Annotated in this window: 14 protein-coding genes; all 14 read right to left on the minus strand. The window is 38.2% G+C overall.

Annotated features, from left to right (window positions below; all coding sequences use genetic code 11):
* Positions 1–10: 10 nt before the first annotated feature.
* The gene (locus ACAN52_RS04740; RefSeq protein ID WP_378953014.1) at positions 11–1,189 is read right to left on the minus strand and encodes an iron-containing alcohol dehydrogenase; all 1,179 of its coding nucleotides are present in this window, start codon (positions 1,187–1,189) and stop codon (positions 11–13) included.
* A gap of 131 nt (positions 1,190–1,320) precedes the next feature.
* Positions 1,321–2,379, minus strand: coding sequence for a hypothetical protein (locus tag ACAN52_RS04745; RefSeq protein ID WP_378953017.1), 1,059 nt, complete (start codon positions 2,377–2,379; stop codon positions 1,321–1,323).
* Positions 2,380–2,534: 155 nt separating this feature from the next.
* Positions 2,535–3,698: an ABC transporter substrate-binding protein gene (locus ACAN52_RS04750; RefSeq protein ID WP_378953020.1), complete on the minus strand. Its 1,164-nt coding sequence runs from the start codon at positions 3,696–3,698 to the stop codon at positions 2,535–2,537.
* A gap of 154 nt (positions 3,699–3,852) precedes the next feature.
* Entirely contained in the window at positions 3,853–4,854 is a 1,002-nt protein-coding gene (locus ACAN52_RS04755) for a hypothetical protein (RefSeq protein ID WP_378953023.1), read from the minus strand.
* A gap of 217 nt (positions 4,855–5,071) precedes the next feature.
* On the minus strand, positions 5,072–7,516 hold the full coding sequence (locus ACAN52_RS04760; protein WP_378953025.1) for a response regulator: 2,445 nt from the start codon (positions 7,514–7,516) through the stop codon (positions 5,072–5,074).
* 395 nt (positions 7,517–7,911) lie between these two features.
* Positions 7,912–9,912, minus strand: coding sequence for a methyl-accepting chemotaxis protein (locus ACAN52_RS04765; protein ID WP_378953028.1), 2,001 nt, complete (start codon positions 9,910–9,912; stop codon positions 7,912–7,914).
* Between the two features lie 468 nt (positions 9,913–10,380).
* Complete coding sequence (locus tag ACAN52_RS04770; RefSeq protein WP_378953031.1) at positions 10,381–10,815, minus strand: DUF3887 domain-containing protein; 435 nt, start codon at positions 10,813–10,815, stop codon at positions 10,381–10,383.
* Between the two features lie 270 nt (positions 10,816–11,085).
* The gene (locus tag ACAN52_RS04775; protein ID WP_378953034.1) at positions 11,086–12,891 is read right to left on the minus strand and encodes an ABC transporter ATP-binding protein; all 1,806 of its coding nucleotides are present in this window, start codon (positions 12,889–12,891) and stop codon (positions 11,086–11,088) included.
* Complete coding sequence (locus ACAN52_RS04780; protein ID WP_378953037.1) at positions 12,888–14,591, minus strand: ABC transporter ATP-binding protein; 1,704 nt, start codon at positions 14,589–14,591, stop codon at positions 12,888–12,890. Before ACAN52_RS04780 ends, ACAN52_RS04775 begins: the two co-directional genes overlap by 4 nt.
* Positions 14,592–14,609: 18 nt before the next feature.
* A complete protein-coding gene (locus tag ACAN52_RS04785) occupies positions 14,610–17,138 on the minus strand; it encodes a PEP/pyruvate-binding domain-containing protein (protein WP_378953040.1) in 2,529 nt (842 codons plus the stop codon).
* A 179-nt stretch (positions 17,139–17,317) separates the two neighbouring features.
* Complete coding sequence (locus tag ACAN52_RS04790; RefSeq protein ID WP_378953043.1) at positions 17,318–18,379, minus strand: sensor histidine kinase; 1,062 nt, start codon at positions 18,377–18,379, stop codon at positions 17,318–17,320.
* On the minus strand, positions 18,376–19,053 hold the full coding sequence (locus tag ACAN52_RS04795; protein ID WP_378953045.1) for a response regulator transcription factor: 678 nt from the start codon (positions 19,051–19,053) through the stop codon (positions 18,376–18,378). Before ACAN52_RS04795 ends, ACAN52_RS04790 begins: the two co-directional genes overlap by 4 nt.
* A 255-nt stretch (positions 19,054–19,308) precedes the next feature.
* Entirely contained in the window at positions 19,309–19,872 is a 564-nt protein-coding gene (locus ACAN52_RS04800; protein WP_378953047.1) for a hypothetical protein, read from the minus strand.
* A gap of 540 nt (positions 19,873–20,412) precedes the next feature.
* Positions 20,413–20,691, minus strand: a complete 279-nt coding sequence (locus tag ACAN52_RS04805; RefSeq protein WP_378953049.1) for a GNAT family N-acetyltransferase — start codon at positions 20,689–20,691, stop codon at positions 20,413–20,415.
* Between the last annotated feature and the right edge of the window lie 192 nt (positions 20,692–20,883).

Genomic DNA, 20,883 nt, shown 5'->3' on the forward strand with positions numbered 1-20,883 from the left:
TAGTTTATGATTATCTCGCCATGGTGTAGATTGTTTCTATATCCTCCATATTGAGAATTTGGAAATTACCGATCGTTCTGCTGTTTTTAAAGCTACACTTGTAAGCCAGTTCATGAATTTGTTCGTCCGTTAGTTCGACACCCAATTCTCTAATCGAAGTGGGCATACCGATCAACCGATAAAAATTCTCCATGGCTTTGATACCTTCTAGGGCAGTCTTTTCAGGGGCATTGAAATCATTGGATACACCCAGTACATTGACCGCAAATTGTACAAAACGCATTACATTAGTCTTATATACATAACGTGCCCAGCTTCCCCACACCGCTGATAAACCAGCACCGTGAGCTACATCAAACATACCGCCCAACTCATGTTCTAGCTGATGACATGACCAGTCTCCAATAGAACCGCATCCTGTCAAACCATTGTGAGAAAGACTTCCAGCCCACATCACTTCTGCACGTGCCTCATAATTTTGGGGTTCTTCTATTAGTATCTTTGCGTTGCGGATCACAGCTCTCATTAGACCTTCGCCAATACTATCCGTCACTTCCATACTTCTTTCTGTGGCGAAATAACGTTCCATTGTATGCATTAGGATATCGGTACAACCACTTTGCGTCTGGTACTGTGGTAAAGTATAGGTCAACTCTGGATTCATAATAGCAAATTTACATCGAGCATAGTCTGTATTACAACCTCTTTTCAGCCACCCTTCTTCCTTGGTGATCACAGAGGAATTACTCATCTCACTACCAGCAGCCGCAATAGTCAGGATGACGCCGATTGGCAGACAGCCAGTTGCCTGTGCTTTGCCACTGTATAAATCCCACACATCGAAGTCATTTGCCATACCGTAACCGATGGCTTTGGCGGAGTCAATAACGCTGCCACCACCGACAGCTAAAATGAAGTCCACATTTTCTTTTTTGCACAATTCAATGCCTTCGTATACCTTAGAAAGCCTAGGGTTTGGTACTACACCACCCAGAGTTACATAGTCGATTCCTGCGATTGTGAGAGAATTAAAAACTTTATCCAGCAGACCAGATTTTTTTGCACTGCTACCTCCGAAGTGAACCAAAACCTTTTTACAATTCTGAGCTTGAATCAGGCTTCCAGTCTGCGTTTCTGCATCCTTACCAAAAACCACTTTAGTAGGGGTAAAGTATTCGAAATTTTTCATAACTAACACACTCCTGCATTTTTTATAGTGGAGAACAAGCTACGCTACCATACCATTTTACTCCTTAGTGTAGCCTCTAAGTCAATAGTGTAATTTTTTTTTATTTTAGCTAGGTTTTTTACATCCTCAATTTACTTACGGTTTTGAGGTAATCGAGCAATAATAGTCTGAGGAGTTATCTCCAACATTCTTTCTTTAATTATCTCACGATTTTTATGGCAAAACCACCCGATAAGAATGATAAAGAGTCCAAAGCCTGCCAACGCAATTGGAAAAAATGAAGAAGAGTAAAAGATTGAATAAGCTAAATGTCCAATATATCCAATACATCCTAATGAACCGAAAATAATAAAAACTGTACGATTTAACAAAGTTCCAGCGCACATCATCGTAATATTGATGATAAAATACAGCAATTTTGACCATTCATTGGTACTATCGAGTGCAGATATTCCGCACCAGAAAGTGATAGTTCCAAAGATATAAAGCCATTTTGGATAATCAATTGTTCTTCGATTATCTATGATGAATGCAGCAATGATCATGTTCACACCAAAAAAGATAGAAACATATTTCCGGTAGTTCCAGTCATCATCATATCCAAACAATAGTGGTGTTATATCCATAGATATATACCATAAAACGAAGGCTGGTATTGCCATAGCAAGGGAATTTTTAATATAGCGTAATGCCACTGTACTGACCAATAAAGTAACCAATTCTATAGTCATCCAGCCACCCTTAATATACATATGAAATTCCTGATAATCTCCAGGAAACTTGTCTGGCCAAAATCCTAACCACTTTTGTACTCCGTAAGTGAAGAGTGGAGTCATAGCCACTGCCATAACATAAAATTGATCACTTAAAACTTTGGATTTTTTCGAAAAAATCCTGCCTATTAAGATAAAAGCTAATGCATAGAATAATGCAATTCCACCAATACCTGCGCCGTTCCAAGAATTCCATGCTCTATTCATAAACCAGCTCATTGCACCAATAATGATGAATGCACCAGAAGAGTAAAGCATTTTGACGAATGTTGATTCTTCTGGAGTAATTTTTGAATTTTCCCTATCTATGCTAGAATTTGTACAAAATAAGTTCCATAACTCTTCCTCTTGGCGTTGCGTAATGATTCCTTTAGATGTTGCTTCGGACAACTTATCTTTAGTGATGATTATCTTCATATTCATCCTCCTGCCACTGTATCATAGGGGAAAAATCACTCTACCTCTTTGAATTCGCTCTATCACGATAATATCCTTTAATATTCCGTATAAATACGAAGTTCCTGCCAAATCTATTTTAAATCTGGCAGGAACTTTTTTGCTTTATATTTGTTTTATGGCTTTACAGTTTCTTTATAAACTTGTTTACCATCTTTCATTTCGATAATGACGACACCTCTAATGGCATCATGAGTTGGACTTAAATTCATACTTCCGCTTACACTTTTAAAATCTTGCGTTGCAGCCAGTGCCTCGCGTATTTTAGCAGACTCTACACTATTAGCTCGTTTGATCGCATCAACTAGCAAATAAACAGCATCATATCCCATAGCCGCCATGGAATCTGGCAGTTGGTTATATTCTTTCTTATATGCTTCAACAAAGGCTTGCGATGCTGGATTGGTATCTTGTACTGAATAGAAGTTAGTGAAGTATGTATTATTCAATGAGTCGGGACTACCAATTTCAACTAATCTAGGTGAATCCCAAGCATCACCACCAAGAATAGGTATCATAATGCCGAGTTCACGAGCCTGTTTGACAATCTTACCAACGTCTTCATAATAACCAGGAAGATACAATATTTCAGGGTTCTGGGCTTTAATCTTAGTCAAAACAGATTTAAAGTCCTGATCTTTTTGAAGATATGCTTCTTCAAGAACGACTTGGCCTCCTCCTTTTGTAAAGACATCTTTAAAGATTTGCGCCAAACCTTTACTATAGTCGCTGGAGTTGTCAATCATAATAGCACTTTTTGACTTTTTGAGGCTGTTTAAAGCAAAATTGGCACTTACTGTACCTTGGAAAGAATCAATAAAGCAGGCACGAAAGGTGTAATTTTTTACTTTACCAGTTTTTTCGTCAACTGTTACTCTTGGGTTGACAGTCGCTGCAGCTACAAGAGGAATCTTATTGTCTTCAGCAACAGCTGAACCAGCAATCCCGCAAGAACTGACAGTAAATCCAGTAACGGCGACTACTTTATCCTGAGTAATTACCTTCGTCATAGCATTAGCCGATTCAGAAGGTTCACCTTTGTTATCAGCTGTCACTATTTTAATCTGTTTTCCCAAAACACCACCGCTGGCATTGATTTCTTTAAAGGCTAGTTTTGCACCATCAGCAGCTGAAGTACCATAAGATGCAGTATTTCCCGTTAATTCATAGACCATGCCGATTTTAATATCATTGCTTGCGCTGTCTGCGCAACCAGAAAGTAGACCTGTTATCAAAATAAGAACAAATAATAGACAATACACTCTAGAAGATACTTTCATTATATACATCCTCCGCTTCATTTACGTACCTTTATTCATATAAATAAAGACCATTTTTTTCGTTGTTTACCCTGGTATATTTTATTGCAATTTTCCCATATTGGCAAGATTTATTAAAAAACAGCAGCAATATAGTATTTAACAGGACAATTGATCATTTATCTTTCCATGCATCTTCATCTTCTGCATTGAAAGTAACACGTTTAAAGCCAAGTTCTTGGGCCGTGCTGATAATCTTATCTTCATCAGAATACTTTTTCAATAAGGAACGTGCCAATAATTTATATCTTACTGTTAAATATTCGCTATTATCGCCAGATGTAGTAACCAAAATATTCATCTTACTTTTACTCGTTAAATCATCCTCAATACTTCTTGCATATTGTTTACGCTTTTGTATTTCTTCCATTTTTTTGAGTACTCGTTCCGTCTCACATAATTGATCATTTACCAACTTTGCTGCATTCGCATATAATGATTGCGTACTAATATCCGCTAGATCATTTCGTGCTTCTTGAATCTTGGACTGCTCAATATTTCGTTTTGCTCGCGCAAGTAAACTTGCATCGAGTATTTCTGTAAATTCTGGGGAAAGTTCCTTTGCTTGCTGGTAATAGCGATTAGTGACTTGTACATACGTGAAAATTTCTTTGATGTTCTTTGCTCTTTGAATATCCAGTTCTGTGATAGTATCATTTTCTATTATTTTTTGTGCGTCCACGATCGCGATACCTGTTTCACGAGCTGCAATTTCTGCAGCAAGACTATCTGCCTCTTTTCGAACACTCGAATTATCCGATAATTTTAGTAATAATAGTTTCGCCTCATTTACTCGTCCCCATGTTACTTTTGATAATTCCTCATTATCAGAATATCCCTCGGCAAGAAATAGCTTTGCTTGACCAATTACCGTTTCATCTTTTTTCGATGTATTATAGCTTAAAAGTGCAGGTATTCCAAGTGCTAAAATAACAATAACGACAAGTATTTTCCAGTCGGTTTTAAGCATATTCAGCATGATGGAATATTTCCATTCTCCAGTCTTATTTTGAACAGTGCTCGATTCAGCACCTTCAGGCTCAACTAATAATTTAAAACAATGCGGGCAATAAACTGTATCTGACTTGCATTCTTGTTTACAATAAGGGCAATGCATAACGCACCTCTTTATATTGGCTACAACATAATAGCACTATTCATTTCACGACTTTTATTTATTCGGCGAAAAATAGATAGATTCCTTTGTATCATCATTATTATTTTTCCAAACAAAAGAAATATAATCACTTTTTTATAAAAAATACAGAATGCCTATATCATCAGTGTTTTGAGGATATAGGCAGGAAACGGGGACAGAATACTTGTCCCATAATTTACTTTTTCAACCACTTATTAATTACCCTACGAATTTCAGCTAGGTTAATTGGTTTTGAAATGTAATCATCCATACCTGCTTCCAAGCACTTTTCTCGATCGCCCTTCAAAGCATACGCAGTCATTGCTATAATCGGTGTGCGAAGGTTTTTATCTTTCTCGCTCGATCTAATTTGAGTTGTTGCAGAATAACCATCCAAATAAGGCATATTCACATCCATCAAAATCACGTCAAATTTTTCCTGTTGGAATGCATTAATCGCTTCTCTTCCATTTTCTACAGCAATGACCTTAAAGCCATTTTTCTCTAATAGTATAGTTACCATATTTCTACTTACTGGATCATCTTCAGCAACTAACACTGTTTTAGTTGCTGAAGATTCATACTGAATAAGTTCATCATCCATACTATTGATTACCTTTGTCACTCTGTCTTGAATTCCAAAAACGGCCGTAAAAAAGAACGTGCTTCCTCTACTTTCTTTACTTTCTACACCAATCTCGCCTTCCATTAGCAAAATGATATTTTTGGAAATTGCAAGCCCAAGCCCTGTACCTCCAAATTGTTTCGTGTGAGAATCATCTACCTGACTAAACCGTTTGAACAGTTTATCCAGTTTATCCTCTGCAATTCCAATTCCCCTATCTTTTATGGAGAACTTTAATTTTATTTTCTGGTTAAGTATTTCTTCAATCACAACAGCGACAATAATTTCGCCTTCTGTTGTAAATTTAATTGCGTTTCCGACTAAATTCGAAAGTACTTGCCGTACTCGAACTGAATCACCAATGATTTGATCTGGTATCTTCTTATCAATATGTAACCTAATAGATAAGCCCTTTTGCTTCGCACCTATGTCAAATAATTCGGCAACTTCATGCATAGTATCTTGAACATTAAAGGGTGCCCTTTCCAAATTAATTTTACCCGCCTCAATTTTCGAGTAGTCCAAGATATCGTTTAGTACGCGCAGGAGTAATGTTGCTGAGCTCTTAACAGTCTTTAGATATTCCCGTTGTTCTTCTTGTAAATCCGTCATAAGAGTAATATCTGTCATTCCAATAATTCCATTCATTGGTGTTCTAATTTCATGACTCATATTCGCCAGAAATTCACTTTTTGCTTGATTTGCTTTTTCTGCCGCTTGAGTGGCTATTTGTAATGCAGCATTGGTTTGCTCTAGTTCCTGTGTACGTTCTTTTACTTTTTCTTCAAGATTAAAAATAAATTTAGATAGTTGTTCAGCCATTTTATTAAAGGAAGTTGATAATTTGCCAATTTCATCGTTTCTGATAACTTCTGCCCGTTCAAATAACTCACCTTTTGAATATTTTTCCGTGGTTTGAATCAAATTATAAATAGGTTTTAGTATATATTCTATGCGTTTTTTCCAAAGTAAAATAGAAATGATGATGACGATTAAAGTGGCAGTGATGAAAATATGAATACCATTTAGTATTTCATTGGTAAACTGACTTTCCGAAATTATGGTGATAATCAGCCAATTAAGTCCATTCTTTTGATAATCTGTCAGTTTTATATGTAGTTTGTCATGGGGTGTAGTCACAAGCATATAAGGATTGCCATCCTGTTTATAGCGTTGATATGCTTTTATGACAGATGGATTATCGATTTCTTCTAATTTAATACCCTTTATATTTTTATCAGGAAGGATGATAAAGTTTGGCATTTCAACAGAATTGGCTATCATTTCACCTGAGGACTTATCGACAATATAAGCCGTCGCCTTCTTATCTTCAACAATTTCTTTTAAATAAGTATTGATTTTTGACAGGATCAAATGAGTACCTAATACGCCCTTAAGTGTACCATCTTGTCTATAAATAGGATAAGAAGCGGTAATTGCTAAATCATTCATAACGAAATGTTTATAAATAGGAGAAAATATAGGTCGTTTCTCCTTGGCTGCAACTTTATACCAATCTCTTGTTCGCGGGTCGAATTCACCAAATTCGCCTACGAATTCTCCAACTGTAAGCTCTTCAGTGATCGTATAATAGCGAGATTTTCCATGGGTTGTATCATCGCTTTTCATAATCTCAAGCTGATTGTGAGTATTACGACGCACACCATAATATTCACCTGTTTCCGTACCAAAACTAAAACTATAGACTTCACTTGGATTGGCTTTCATAACCCCAGCGAAATAGCTATCACGCTTTGCTTGCTGATCGATATCGACAAGGTCTCTTTTGATTACATTAGCATTGACTTCATTAATATATAGAGGAATACTCAAAAAAGTTTCGACCTTGTTTATGATATCCTTAGTTGCATCATTTTCCATTTGCTCAACGAGGGTATCGATTGACATTTTCCATTTAGAAAAAGCAACATAACCAATGATACTACTCATTATAATACTCATTGCAATAAATGAAGTAATAATTGTATTTTTAAGAGAATTCCTATCTTTATCCATTTTCCTCCTTAAAAAGTTATTTTATCAAAACTTTTGTATTTGATAAAATAAAAGTTAAATTAAAGTTTTGCTTTAATATTTAATAGATTAATAAAAAGCACTCTCATAAATTATTCATTTTATTTGGCTTAAACCTTAATAAATGGTTCGCTAAAAACAAACAAATTCCTTTAAAAATCAACATAATTTTCCCCAATAAATTCTCTCATTCAGAATTTTCATACATAAGAGACGTGGGGATAGGATTAAATAAAAAATTTCTGCCAGATACATTTTTAATCTGGCAGAAATTTTCTCACATTATATATTTTTTATGAGTTTAAGGAAAAGTGATATGGGTTTGTCTATCACCTCTAACGGCGAAATCTTAGTTAGTCTTATAAAGCAACAAAGCTTTAAATATGAAATTTTTGTAAGCTACCCTGCAATTCACTGGCCATTAAGCTGAGTTCATCACAAGATGTAGCAATTTGCTCCATGGCAGCAGACTGCTCTTCTGCTGCTGCCGAGACGGTTTGCGTTTCATCAGCATTTTCTTTGTTTATAACTGTTACTTCCTTCATCGTCGTTACAACGTGTTGACTACCACTTGCCATATGTTGGGTAGAAGTTGATATTTCGTGAATCTGAGTTGAAACCTGGTTGATAATCTTTACAATCTGATTAAATGCATTGCCTGCTGAATCGACAGTAACCGTCCCCAATTCAACTTCCCGAGTGCCGATATTCATCGCTACTACCGCTTTATCAGTTTCACTTTGTATTTCACTTATGAGAGACGCAATTTGCTTTGCAGCTTCTTGGGATTGCTCCGCAAGTTTTCGCACCTCTTCCGATACCACAGCGAATCCACGACCTTGTTCACCTGCTCTAGCCGCCTCAATAGCTGCGTTTAGTGCAAGCAAATTGGTTTGTCCAGCAATACCGGAAATAGTATCTACAATCTGACCTATTTCCTTCGAACGTTCGCCAAGTTTAGTTACAACTTCCGCCGATTTTGTGACCGTTTTCTCAATATTATTCATTTGGTTTACTACTTGGCTAATAGCCTGGCTACCATCCTTAGCAGCTGCAGCGGCGTCTCCAGTAGCGCTCACAACTTTACTTGTATTAATGGCTATTTCCTCAGAACCTTGTGCCATCTTATGAATTTCCGTCATTGTATTATTGATCGAATTAACTTGACGTTCAGTCCCTCCTGCTACCTTCGCAATGGAACCTGCTACCTGACTCGCTGCCTGAGCCGTTTCTTCTGTACCTACTTTTAGCTGAGTCGATATATTTGTTATATGTTCAGTGACTTGGGTAACTTGTGTCAATATAGCCCACAGTTTTGTCCGCATTTGTTTCATGGCCACTCTAAGATCACCTATTTCATCTTGAATATTATGCTGGATCTTACTATTTTCTAGCATTGTTCCTTCTGTAAAATCTCCCTCTGATACTTTTTTGACATATTCAACTATTTCTCTAAGGGGACGAACAATTCTATCCGCAAGTTTATTTACAACGAAAAAAGTAATAAGCATACCTAATAAGAACAACCCGGCAAAAACCCACTTCAATCTAGAAACTGGCAGGAATTCTTCAGCACTCGGAGCGGCAACGAAGACACCCCACTTGTCTTGGGTGGGTGAAAATGCCACCAAATATTCAATTCCATCCAACATTGCAATTGTGTATCCCGTTTTCCCGCTTTTCATGTCATTCATCGCATTGACCAATTCAGGACTATTTAAATCTTCTATTTTCTTATTCATAATAATTTCTTTATTTGGGTGACTGACAATAATTCCGCCAGGTGACACCAACATGCCATAGCCAGCCTGACCAATTTTAAACTCATCGATTTCCTTCGTAAATTGTTCTAAAAGCATTCCGCCTGTTACTGCACCAACTACTTGACCACCTATTGAAATAGGGGCGGCTCCCACCACGATTGGTTTATTATAGAGTAATGAAATAATTGGTTCACCAAAAAAAGGAGTTCCTCCTGACAAACGTTTTACATATTCTAGTTTTGATGCATCCACTACTTTACCTAAACTAGTTATGGCAGTTTTTCCAGTCAAATCTGGAAAAAAAGTAACAGGATTCCACTCAGGGAAGTCATCATGCATCCTTTTGACAAATTCAAGTTGTTTGTCGGAATTACCAGTGAGCAGGAAAAATTGGGACGTTCCCTGCTTCCCAAAAGATATCATAACTGTTTTCTCTTGTTGCATATGAACATCGAATCCCCTGCCCAACTCTTCTGCACGAATCTGAAATTTTTCCTCAATGTTACTGCGTACCAAGTTGGACGTATTCCAATAAGCGATCAATATAACTCCAAGTAACACCACACCAATAATTGCCATCACTGAAGTAATAAGCTGCGTCTTCAAGCTTTTCATCCTAAAATTTCCTCCCTCTTTGCATATCAATTTAAAACGTACAGACCTCTGACAAATACGAATGCATTCAATAAAAGAATAAAACTGACACCATATAAAAAACGATGCCAGTTTGTGTAAGTTAAAGATATTTTACGAATGAGCTTTTATGACTGCCCGTTAAATTCGCAATCGAGTTTTACCTAACACTGGAAGTTTATAGCGTCACCCTATCATATTTTGCTCACAATATTACTAGGAAAAATAACATAAGATATTCGATTCTGGTATAGTACTCATATAAACTAAAACCACTTTCATTGAAAAAGCCTCCTTTTATCACGAATATACTACATACTACATCCCACGTTGATTATTATTACACATCGTAAATTAAATGTAAATAATAATTATTCAAATTTTGTAATTATTAAAAAATCTAAAAGGTCTGGTTGATGTGATTTATAAACACATCAACCAGACCTTTTATTAGTTGCCACGTAACTTTTGAGAGTCCATCCAGAATCCCGATATATAGTTCTTTCCATTTCTATCACTGAAAACACTTCTAACGATTACATCACCTGACTCTTCCGAAAACTTGGCTTTATAGGTCACTACTACAAATTGATCTTTCTTTTCAACAGAAACAAGTTCTTTTGATATATATTGACCTATCTTGTTTTTCATTCCTGGAATAGTATTGTAATACTTTATTTCATCTAAGCCGTTCTTCATTTGCTCATCAAAATCCTGTGAGAAGCGGGAGTAATTATCTTCATTCATTGCTATCAGAATATTCTCTGTTATAGGATCAGCATATTGTTTTACCTCGGCAAGAGGAATTTCTTGAGCCGAACAACCCGACAATATTATTAGAAGAATTAGTGCTGTTAATAACAAGATATTTTTATACAATTTCACTTTATCAATCTCCATATCATTATTTTATTCTATATTATAACTTATTTGTATATTGATTACAATTGATAATTTCCTTTATTTGCAAAATATAATTATACATGTCCAAATTAGTTAGATACCTTAATTATTGAAAATAAGCTTTATCACCATAGACCTATTTTATGTTGCTTCCCTATATGTTGACTTTTCAGTGGTTTCAACCTGTCCCTATATCCCTCTTTTGTCAAAAATGTCAAGTTTAAATATAGAAATAGAATGTCAATACCTCCTCTAAAGGTCAGTTTGCGTAAATTGGCTATTATAAATATCTGCGTAAATTCCCTTCTTATCCAGCAGTTCCAGATGGGTCCCCGTTTCTGCAATATCTCCTTGATTCATAACCAAAATACGGTCAGCCTCATAAATGGTTGACAGACGGTGGGCAATCACAAAACTTGTGCGTCCTTTTAGCAGGCGCTTCATTGCACTTTGGATGATCATCTCTGTACGGCTGTCTACATTAGAAGTAGCCTCATCTAAAATTAATATATCTGGATTACCGACAAAGGCTCTTGCAATCGTGATAAGCTGACGCTGACCTTGGGAGATGGTATCCGCTTCCTCGCCTAACACAGTATAATAGCCATCTGGCAGTTTTTGAATAAAATCATCCGCGTAGGCTGCTTTGGCTGCGGCGTATATCTGCTTCTTAGTTGCCTTTTCATTTCCGTAACGAATATTATCGTAAATCGTACCGGAAAATAGCCACGCATCCTGCAACACCATACCGACCTGCTTTCGGGTTTTGTCACGACCTACATTGCGTATATCCGTTCCATCAATGCGGATTCCTCCGCCCTCGATTTCGTAAAAACGTTCCAGCAGATTGATGAGCGTCGTTTTTCCCGCCCCAGTATGTCCCACAATCGCGATCATCTGTCCGTCTTTGACTTCCATACAAAAATCCTTCATTAATAGTTCATCGCTATAGCCAAATTTTACATGCTCAAAAACAATCTTCGCCGTTTCTTCATCCTTATTGGGAAACTCTGTTTTATATTCCACCATCTCCTCTGCATCCAATAGTTCAAAGATACGTTCAGCGGATGTGATGGCCGATAAAAGATTGCCCCAAATTTGCGATAGTTTTACCAATGGCAATGAAAACTGTGTGGAATACTGTAAGAAAGCTTGCATATCTCCGATGAGGATGGAGCCCTCCACAACTTTGAGTGCACCTACTACAGCGAAAAGAATATAAATGATATTTTGTATAATAGACAAGCTTGGTATCATACAACCACCAAAAAATCTTGCCCTCCAGCCGGAAACTACCATTTTTTCATTTATAGCATCCAGCTTTTTAAGCGCTTTTTCTTCACCATTAAAACTTTTTGTTACTAAAAACCCTTGATAGACTTCCTCGATTTGTCCATTGAGTTCGCCTTGTAGAGCGTAATATTTTTTGTTATTTTTTTTTGTTTGCGGCGTCAGAAGGGCCATCACAAACATACTGCCCGGAATGGATATGCAAGCAATCAGGGTAAGAATTGGACTGATAGAAATCATCATTCCTACCATGCCGACGATGAGAATCACACTAAAAATTATTCCAGACAGGCTCTGCTGCAAATTCGCTCCAATATTGTCTACATCATTGGCAGCGATTGATATAAGATTACCAGTTGGATGTTTATCAAAGAAGGACACGGGAAGTCCATTCATCTTTGCTTTTAGTGCATTTCTCAGGGTATAGGTGGTCTTTTGTGCAACAACGTTCGTCATTTGCTCCTGAGCAACGGAAGTAATAAATATGCCTACATATAATACAGCTACCAATAATAGGGTGGCAGATAGTTCGCTAAAGTTAATGCCGCCCTGCTCACTCATTCCATTAAATAGTAGAGTAAAAGCATTTCCAAGTATCTTAGGACTTATCACTTGCGTGATGGTTCCGGCAATCACTACAATAATCGTTACGACAATAAGCCAGCGACTTTTTTTCATATATCCTAATAGCCTTTTACTTGTACTCCATATATTTTTTGGGGGTGGGTTTATCTTGCTGGTTTTATCGTTTATACTTTTCCCATTCACTTTGCCACCCCCTTGTAATACTGGGAATCCATAATTTCTTGGTAAACAGAGTTTGAAAGGCTTAACTGCTCATGAGCACCAAACCCAGCAATTTTGCCCTTATCTAGAACAACAATCACATCCGCATTTATAACGGTACTGATTCTTTGGGCCACAATAAGGGTAATCGCATCTTTCAATTTTGCTTTTATAGCTGTGCGGACTTGTACATCCGTCTTAAAATCCAGTGCAGAAAAAGAGTCATCAAAGATATAAATTTGGGCATCTTTCAGTAGTGCTCTGGCAATACAAAGCCGTTGTTTTTGACCACCGGAAAAGTTACTGCCGTTTTTTTCTACAACTTGGTCAAGGCTTGTAATAAATTCTGCAGCAGATGCTATGGTAAGTGCCGCCCATATTTCATCATCCGTAGCATTCTGTTTGCTAAGCAGCATATTGTCTCTGACAGTCCCCATAAACAATATGGATTTTTGCGCTGCCATACTCACTACTTCATGAAGCTTACTTTGATGTAATGCACGAATATCTGTGCCGCCAATTGTAATACGCCCTTTTTCCACATCGTAAAGCCGCCCAATCAGATTGACCATAGAGGATTTACCGTCACCGATGCTGCCGATAATGGCAAGAGTTTGGCCTTCCTTCACTGCTAGGCTGATATTTTCCAGGGTTTTCTGTTCCGCACCTGGATAGGAAAAATCCACCTGTTCAAAGCAAAGTGCTCCCTTATCTGGCTCTGACGAGTTTTGGGGATCTTTAATATATAAGGGCATACTCAGCACCTCATTGATTCTAACCGCCGAAATTTGACCGCGAGAGATTGCTAAAATAACGTTAGCAAGCATCCCAAATCCCATTAAAATTTGCACAGCATAGCCAATGGCGCCCATAATCGAACCAATCTCCATCGTACCTGCTGCCACAGCTTTGCTGCCAATCCACACAACACCGATGGTAGACAAGCTGATTAGCAGAATAATTAAGGGGAAAAAGAGGCTCATGATGGTACTCGCTCGCATCGCCGTCTTTGTATATTCCTCGTTTGCGGTTTTATATTTTTTATACTCTTTATCCTCACTGCTATAAGCACGAATTACTTTTACTCCGGTAAGTCCTTCCCGAAAAAGCATATTTAATGTGTCTAACAACTGCTGCATTCTCGCATATAATGGACTGGAAAAACGATAGACAGCAAAGGCTGCAGCCGCTAAAAATGGAACGGTAGTCAAATAGATGAGTGCTAGTTTAGGGCTAAGCAGAGCCGTCATCACAATGCCGCCAACAAGCATGGAAAGAGAAAGAAGGATAAATTTAAGCCCCATTTCTACCAGATTTTGCACTTGCATGACATCATTGGTATTCCGGGTCATAAGGGTGGAAGCGCCAAACTGATCAAACTCATATTTGGAAAAGGAAAGTACTTTTCGATACATTGCACTTCGCAGCTCGCCCCCTAGCTTATAGGATACCTGTGAAAAAATAAGGACATTGCCCAGTGCTCCCAACAAACTGCAAAAAGATAAAGCCATCATAGAAATTCCTTTTGACCAAATATAGGAAACGTTCCCCGTCATCACGCCCTTATTGATAATATCTGCCGTAACATAGGGCAAATAGAGGGAGCCGCCAATCTGCACTAGCAAACAAGCAATGGCTGCTATGACCAGAGTCGGTGACAATTTTTTAATGATAGTAAACATGATCATAACCTCCTCTACTTACGATAACAGCAGCGTTAGTATGCCCTTTGTACCATCTACACGTATTTTTTGCCCATCTTTTAGCTCGCTGGTCACGCCGGCAACCGCTACGACAGCAGGTATTCCGTATTCTCTGGCAACGATTGCCGCATGAGAAGTCGGGCTTCCGATTTGTGTAACTACGGCAGAAGCTATTTTAAAAAGCGGTGTCCATATGGGGGTAGTTACGGTAGATACCAAAATATCTCCCCTTTTAAGCTTCGTGAATTCATGGGAACCCTTTACGATGCATACCTTGCCTTCATAGACACCGCTGCTTGCCGAAATTCCTGCTAGTGTCCTAAATCCTCCTTGCTTTCCTACACTTTCTTTTTTATCTTCTGTAAAAGCTGCAATAGAACCAGTTGCTACCATCCAGTGCACTCCTTTTTCATGGGCGGCGCAAACCTTGGCAAAACCCTGCTTGCGTTTTTGAATCTTTGCTGTTATGTCTAGCTTACCTGCGGCCACAAGACTAAGTTCCTCACGAAAGATATGAAACACATCTTCCGGTTCGCTAATCATGTTCTTTTCAGCCAGAAGGCTGCCTAGCTTTACTATCATTCTGCGTATGCAGGCTGTGAGCTTTTCCACCATAAAGGCGCTTTCTTCCCTGATGATGATATCCTGTCTGATTTTATGCAGCAATTTTTCGAAGGTCTGATATTGGCTAGGCATAAGTTCTTTTTCTACTTGCTTTTTACCAGCTTCATATTCCTCCTGTTGCTTTTTATCATTCTCCTCCCCACTTTGCAACGTGGTACTGCCAAGCAGTGCATCAATCAAGTTATGAATCACTTCCGGCCTTTCCCGCCATGTGAGAACTCCCAGCATAGGAACCCCACCAACAGAAGGACGGTCACCGTATTCGTCTAGAAAGTGACGGAATGCTGCTGCAAACTCTTCATTATGTTTTCCATGTACAGCAGCCTTTGCGACTTGCACCAATGCGTTATTTTGCAGAGCTGTTTTAAACGGCAGAGCTCTGAGAAGACGTTCTTTGATTGTCCTTTGACTATCATTGCCTACCGCTTGGTTAATGAGATTATTCAGCTCATCTTCTGCCGGATCACCAGGTTTGGCAATGACGGCCATTCTTTTATAAAAGAAATTGCCAAATTGATCTATCCCTTGCTGGATACGTTTTGCCAGCTTTTCTGCATGGTCTATGCTGTTTTGTGCCTCTTCCATCTCTTTTAGCCATGTATTCATTTCTTGCAAAAGAGGCTGCCATAATTCATTAGCATCCTTAAGATAACTGTTATTAAAAATAGTTGATTTTTTTCCTGGCATAATTAGAAACGGCTTTATTTGACTGAAATCAACTGCGATGCAGCCGCTTTCTCTTTCTATACATTGGATAGGATCATTGGCTTCCTCTACGCCACGAACTGGCCTATAACGCTCCTTTAAACATGCAAAATCCAGTGCCTTCATGGGTTCTGTAAAACGCGTCATGCAAGCTTGCAAGATAGGTGCGTTTTTTTCACCCTGATAAAGAATGTTATCCTCAGGCCCCATTAGATTGAATTCATCTTGATCAGATTTCATGGTAGTAATCGGCCTTGCCTGCAGCAAATATACATTTCCCTTTGCATATGCCCACTCAGTATCCTGGGGTTGTCCATAATGCTGTTCTACAAAGACTCCCAGAGCTGCTAATTGCTTGAGTGCACTACTGTCAAGGCAATATTCTTTTTGCTTAGCTAGAGGAACCTGCTGAGACATTGTCCCTTCTGCCGTCAAGATAATTTTCTGCTCTTTTGAACCAAGAAGCTGGGCTTTGATCTGACCGCCTTTTGTTATGATAAAGGTATCCGGCGTTATCAAACCGCTGACCACTGTTTCCCCAAGACCATATCCGGCGCTGATGAGTATTTCATTACGATTTTCGATTACAGGATTGGCGGTAAACATGACGCCTGCCACTTCAGCATCAATCATGGCCTGAACCACAACCGCAAGGTCCACGTTTAGATAATCAAAGTCCATGTTTAACCGATAGGTTATTGCTTGGGGCGTCCAAAGGCTGATCCAGCATTTTTTCATATGCGCTAAAACAGCCTCCTTTCCCAAAATCCCCAAAAAAGTTTCATGCTGCCCGGCAAAGGAGGCCGATGGCAAATCCTCCGCTGTAGCGCTGGAACGTACTGCAACGAATAGTTCGCGATCAGATTCTATTGTCTTTGCTAATTCTTCAAAAGCTCCCCCTACTTCTGCCTGCACCTGAGTCGGTATGGGAGTTTTTTCAATCCATGAAGAAATCTCTTTACTAGCCTTCTCGATTGCCACAATATCTGCGTGGGTAAGATTTTTCAGTTTTGCTGCTATACGCTGCTCAAGGCCTGCTCCTTTCATAAGGGCACGATAAGCACCCGTAGTAACAACAAAACCTGGTGGAACGGGAAAGCCTGCATGAGTTAACTCACCAAGGTTTGCCCCCTTACCTCCTGCCTCTGATAAGGAATCTCTATTTAGTTCACGTAAATTTTTTATATAATAATACATAGTTATCTACTCCTTCAACTCTTCGCTTTCATACACTTTGAAAATTGTTGTTAGAAGTATCATAAACCGGCAAGATAAACACAAGTTAAATAGAATGTAAACCCAGTGTAAACAAAGAAAAAAACACCATAAATGTTTTTACATTCATGGTGTCATGCTGCATTTTTTTGATTTTTACTTTATTTTTCTGGATGGAGCAGCGTAATGGTAAATTCCGTCCCCTCACCTAGTGTACTATTAAGGGTTATCTGCCCTCTATGTATATCCACTATTTTTTTTACCAAAGATAGTCCCAGGCCGTTGCCGCCAAGTGAACGATCCCGCGCTGTATCCACTTTGAAAAATCTCTCGAATAGATGGATCTGGTCTGCCTTTGCAATACCAATGCCGCTGTCAGCAATTACGCAGCATATCCCATTTTCTTTTTCTGTCAGCCTAATGCTGATACTGCCAAGCTGCGGAGTAAACTTAATGGCATTGTGAAGCAGATTTATCCACACCTGCATAAGAAGTTCTTCATTGCCCACAAACACCAGTTTTTGCAGCGAAAGATCAAGATTTATGTTCTTCTCCAGCCACTGAGGTTCTAGCATAAGTACAACGCCTTCAATTTGCTTGTCTAGCCTGAATTCCTGAGCAGTAAAGGAGGTATGTTCGGCTTGTAAGGATGATAGTTTCAGCAGATTATCACTTAGTTTAGATAATCGTTTACTTTCGGTTTCAATAATATCTAAATAATGCCTTCGCTCTTCAGCACTAAGTGTCTCACTTTTTAACAGCGCAGCGAAACCACTGATGGAAGTGAGGGGTGATTGTATCTCATGGGATACATTGGAGATAAAGTCCTGTCGTAATTTTTCCATAGAGCTAAGTTCTTTCGCCATTTGATTTACAGTTTCAGCCATGTTTTGAAAATCATCTCTTGCCATGATAAAACGGTTGACCGGAATGACCACATCAAAATTACCTTGCGCAATTTTATTCAATGCATCGGTTACTAATGTGAAAATATCCTCCATCTTGGCATGAAGCCTTCGATGGATTATTCTAACACTACAGATAAAAACAAGCAGACCAAGTAACACAGATATAGCGTAAACCCATAGTGCACCGGGGCGATTGATAAAGGAAAAGAGCCATTCGGCTAACCAATAGCCAATAATAAGAGAAAGAATATAAAGGCCAGGCGTTGCGCCCGCAACGATATAAAAGTTCAAGCGCCTCCGAGTTTCCGCCTTCATGGCAACACCTCTAAGCGATACCCCAGTCCTCGCACCGTTGTGATTTTAACATGATATTGTTCTGAGGGAAAACGCTCACGCAGTCGATTCACATGAACATCCAGCGTCCGTTCGTTTCCCTCAAAATCATATCCCCAGATATCCTCTAAGAGCTGATTTCTTGAAAATGTTTTACCCGGAGTGCTCCCCAGTTTAAAGAGCAGTTCAAACTCCTTCATCGGAATGTCCATCTTCTCCCCATCGGTAAAGACGGTGTAACTATTTCTATCAATGGTTAATGTCCCGACTTGAACACTTTGCGTTGCGACAATGTTATAGCGCCGGAGCAAAGCCCTCACTCGTAAGATCAGTTCAGGAACCTCGAAGGGTTTTGTAAGATAATCATCAATTCCTTGTTCAAATCCTTTGACCTTTGCACTCAGTTCTCCTTTGGCAGTCAGCATTAGAATCGGTATATCCTTATGATATTGACGAATACTATGGCATAGCTCAAAGCCATCCATATTGGGCATCATAATATCAATAATACATAAGTCAGGAATTTTTTCTCCGAATTTTCGGAGGGCATCACGGCCATCTGCTGCCTCAGAAATGATAAACCCTTCATTTTTTAATACTGCACATACAAGTTCACGAATGTAAACATCGTCATCAACAACCATTATGCTGCCCATTAAGACCACCACCTCTTACAAGTCGTTCTCTTTTCTACTCATTAATCGCATAACCTTAGGCCTTTTCTATAGACTATGAGCATGTTACTTTGCACGATTCTGGCATATCCATCAAAACAAAAACGACTCACATCTTAATCATACAAGAGCTGAGTCGTTTTTCGCCATTATAAATGATACGGTTCTCCGTAACGGGTCAACCTTAAGACGTCCCCATGTCACCTTTTAAATTTTCAGAACCCTGTCATAATTGAGTTACCTGTCCCTAATATATTTTACGAACTCTTCTAATAGAGATACAACAAATTTGCCTAACCTTTGGTCTTTGTCTACCAGATAGCATTGCAAAAACCAACGACCAATCTTTATAGCTTCCTCGTTTAAGTTTTTTTCATATTGCTCTCGGTTAAAAGGATATTTAAATGTGGTTACTTCTTCACTATTTTTATAATACGGGTCGATCGTTTGCCGATAATAAATTACATGATTATTCGCATTCTTAAGAATTTCAAATTTAAATTGTTCTGAAAGTATTTCTTTAATAGCTGGTATCTCAGCCAATGCGAAGCCAAAATGTCTATATAGATCAGGTTGAATACTTTGAAGAGATTCTTCTCCTTTAAATACTGGCATAAAGCAGATTAGATAGCTTGCAGCCGACAATTTATAGTTACCCATTATATAAAGTAAATCTCCAAAACCATACAATATATCGGGGTCTTCCTTAAAAGCTGCTATTGCTTTAATATAAAGGCTATGAGCGCCGTTGTAATCGCCCTCACGTTTTTTGGCGGCTGCTTCAAGTGCTATTATCGACATATTTAATCCTCCATAACTCAATTTTTAATAATTTAAAATGCCATCATTCGCTTTACCTACCTATCCAGGGCAGAATCTAGAAAATTCAGTAAAATGACCTTGCTTTTATTATATATAGTATACAATAGGCCTTAAAAATACACTACTCATACTTTTTTGGGGACGGGGTTATTGACATCAATTCTTAAGCCTTTAAAATAATTCCTCTGTTAATACCTGTAATTCTTTCAATTTGACGGATTGATAAATTATACTTATCTTTTATCATTATCTATATCTAAACATGAATTCCGCTTTCACTTTTCTCTCTTGCACTTCGCGGCATTACATTATACCTCCACTTTGTCTTAGTAATTTTATTTTACTAAAAAGTGGATAATTTAATACAGTCTTTATATAAAAAAAGTACAAATTTTAGCATTTATAGTAATGCCAATTTGCACCTTTTCATTATTCATCATTATATGTACAAAATATATGTTGTCGATAACCCCGTTCCTGTGGCACATTACAAAATAAGGGTTACGCTTTAACTAGTTATTATTGATGTAATACGTCCTTATATTCACTATTTTTCATCATTTCCGCCTTAGCAAACGGACAAAGTGGAACTATCTTTTTATTTTCTGTTCTGGCCCAGTCAACAACCTTTTGCAGCAACTGCCTGCCAACATTTTGACCTCTAAGTTCATCTGATACAAAAGTATGGTCAATAATAATGATATCTTTATCTGAAGAAGTGAATACCATCTCTGCCAACGGTTCTACTTTTGAATCCCCAACATAGAAACTTTTACTGCCCTGATTAATAGTAATCAAACTACGTTCTCCTCCTCATACTCTTGTATTGCTCAAACCCAAAGAATTCTTTGAAATCAACTATTTATTTTTCTATTCTGTTTTTAATTTCTTATAACAGCGAAACATATTAATAACATATATCTTCTAAGTCTTAAAAGAACAAGAAAACTTTTCATGTGATTACACTTGATGAGCAGGTTCTTCTTTATC

The organism is Pelosinus sp. sgz500959 (assembly GCF_042610375.1).
GTDB lineage: Bacteria > Bacillota > Negativicutes > DSM-13327 > DSM-13327 > CTSoil-075.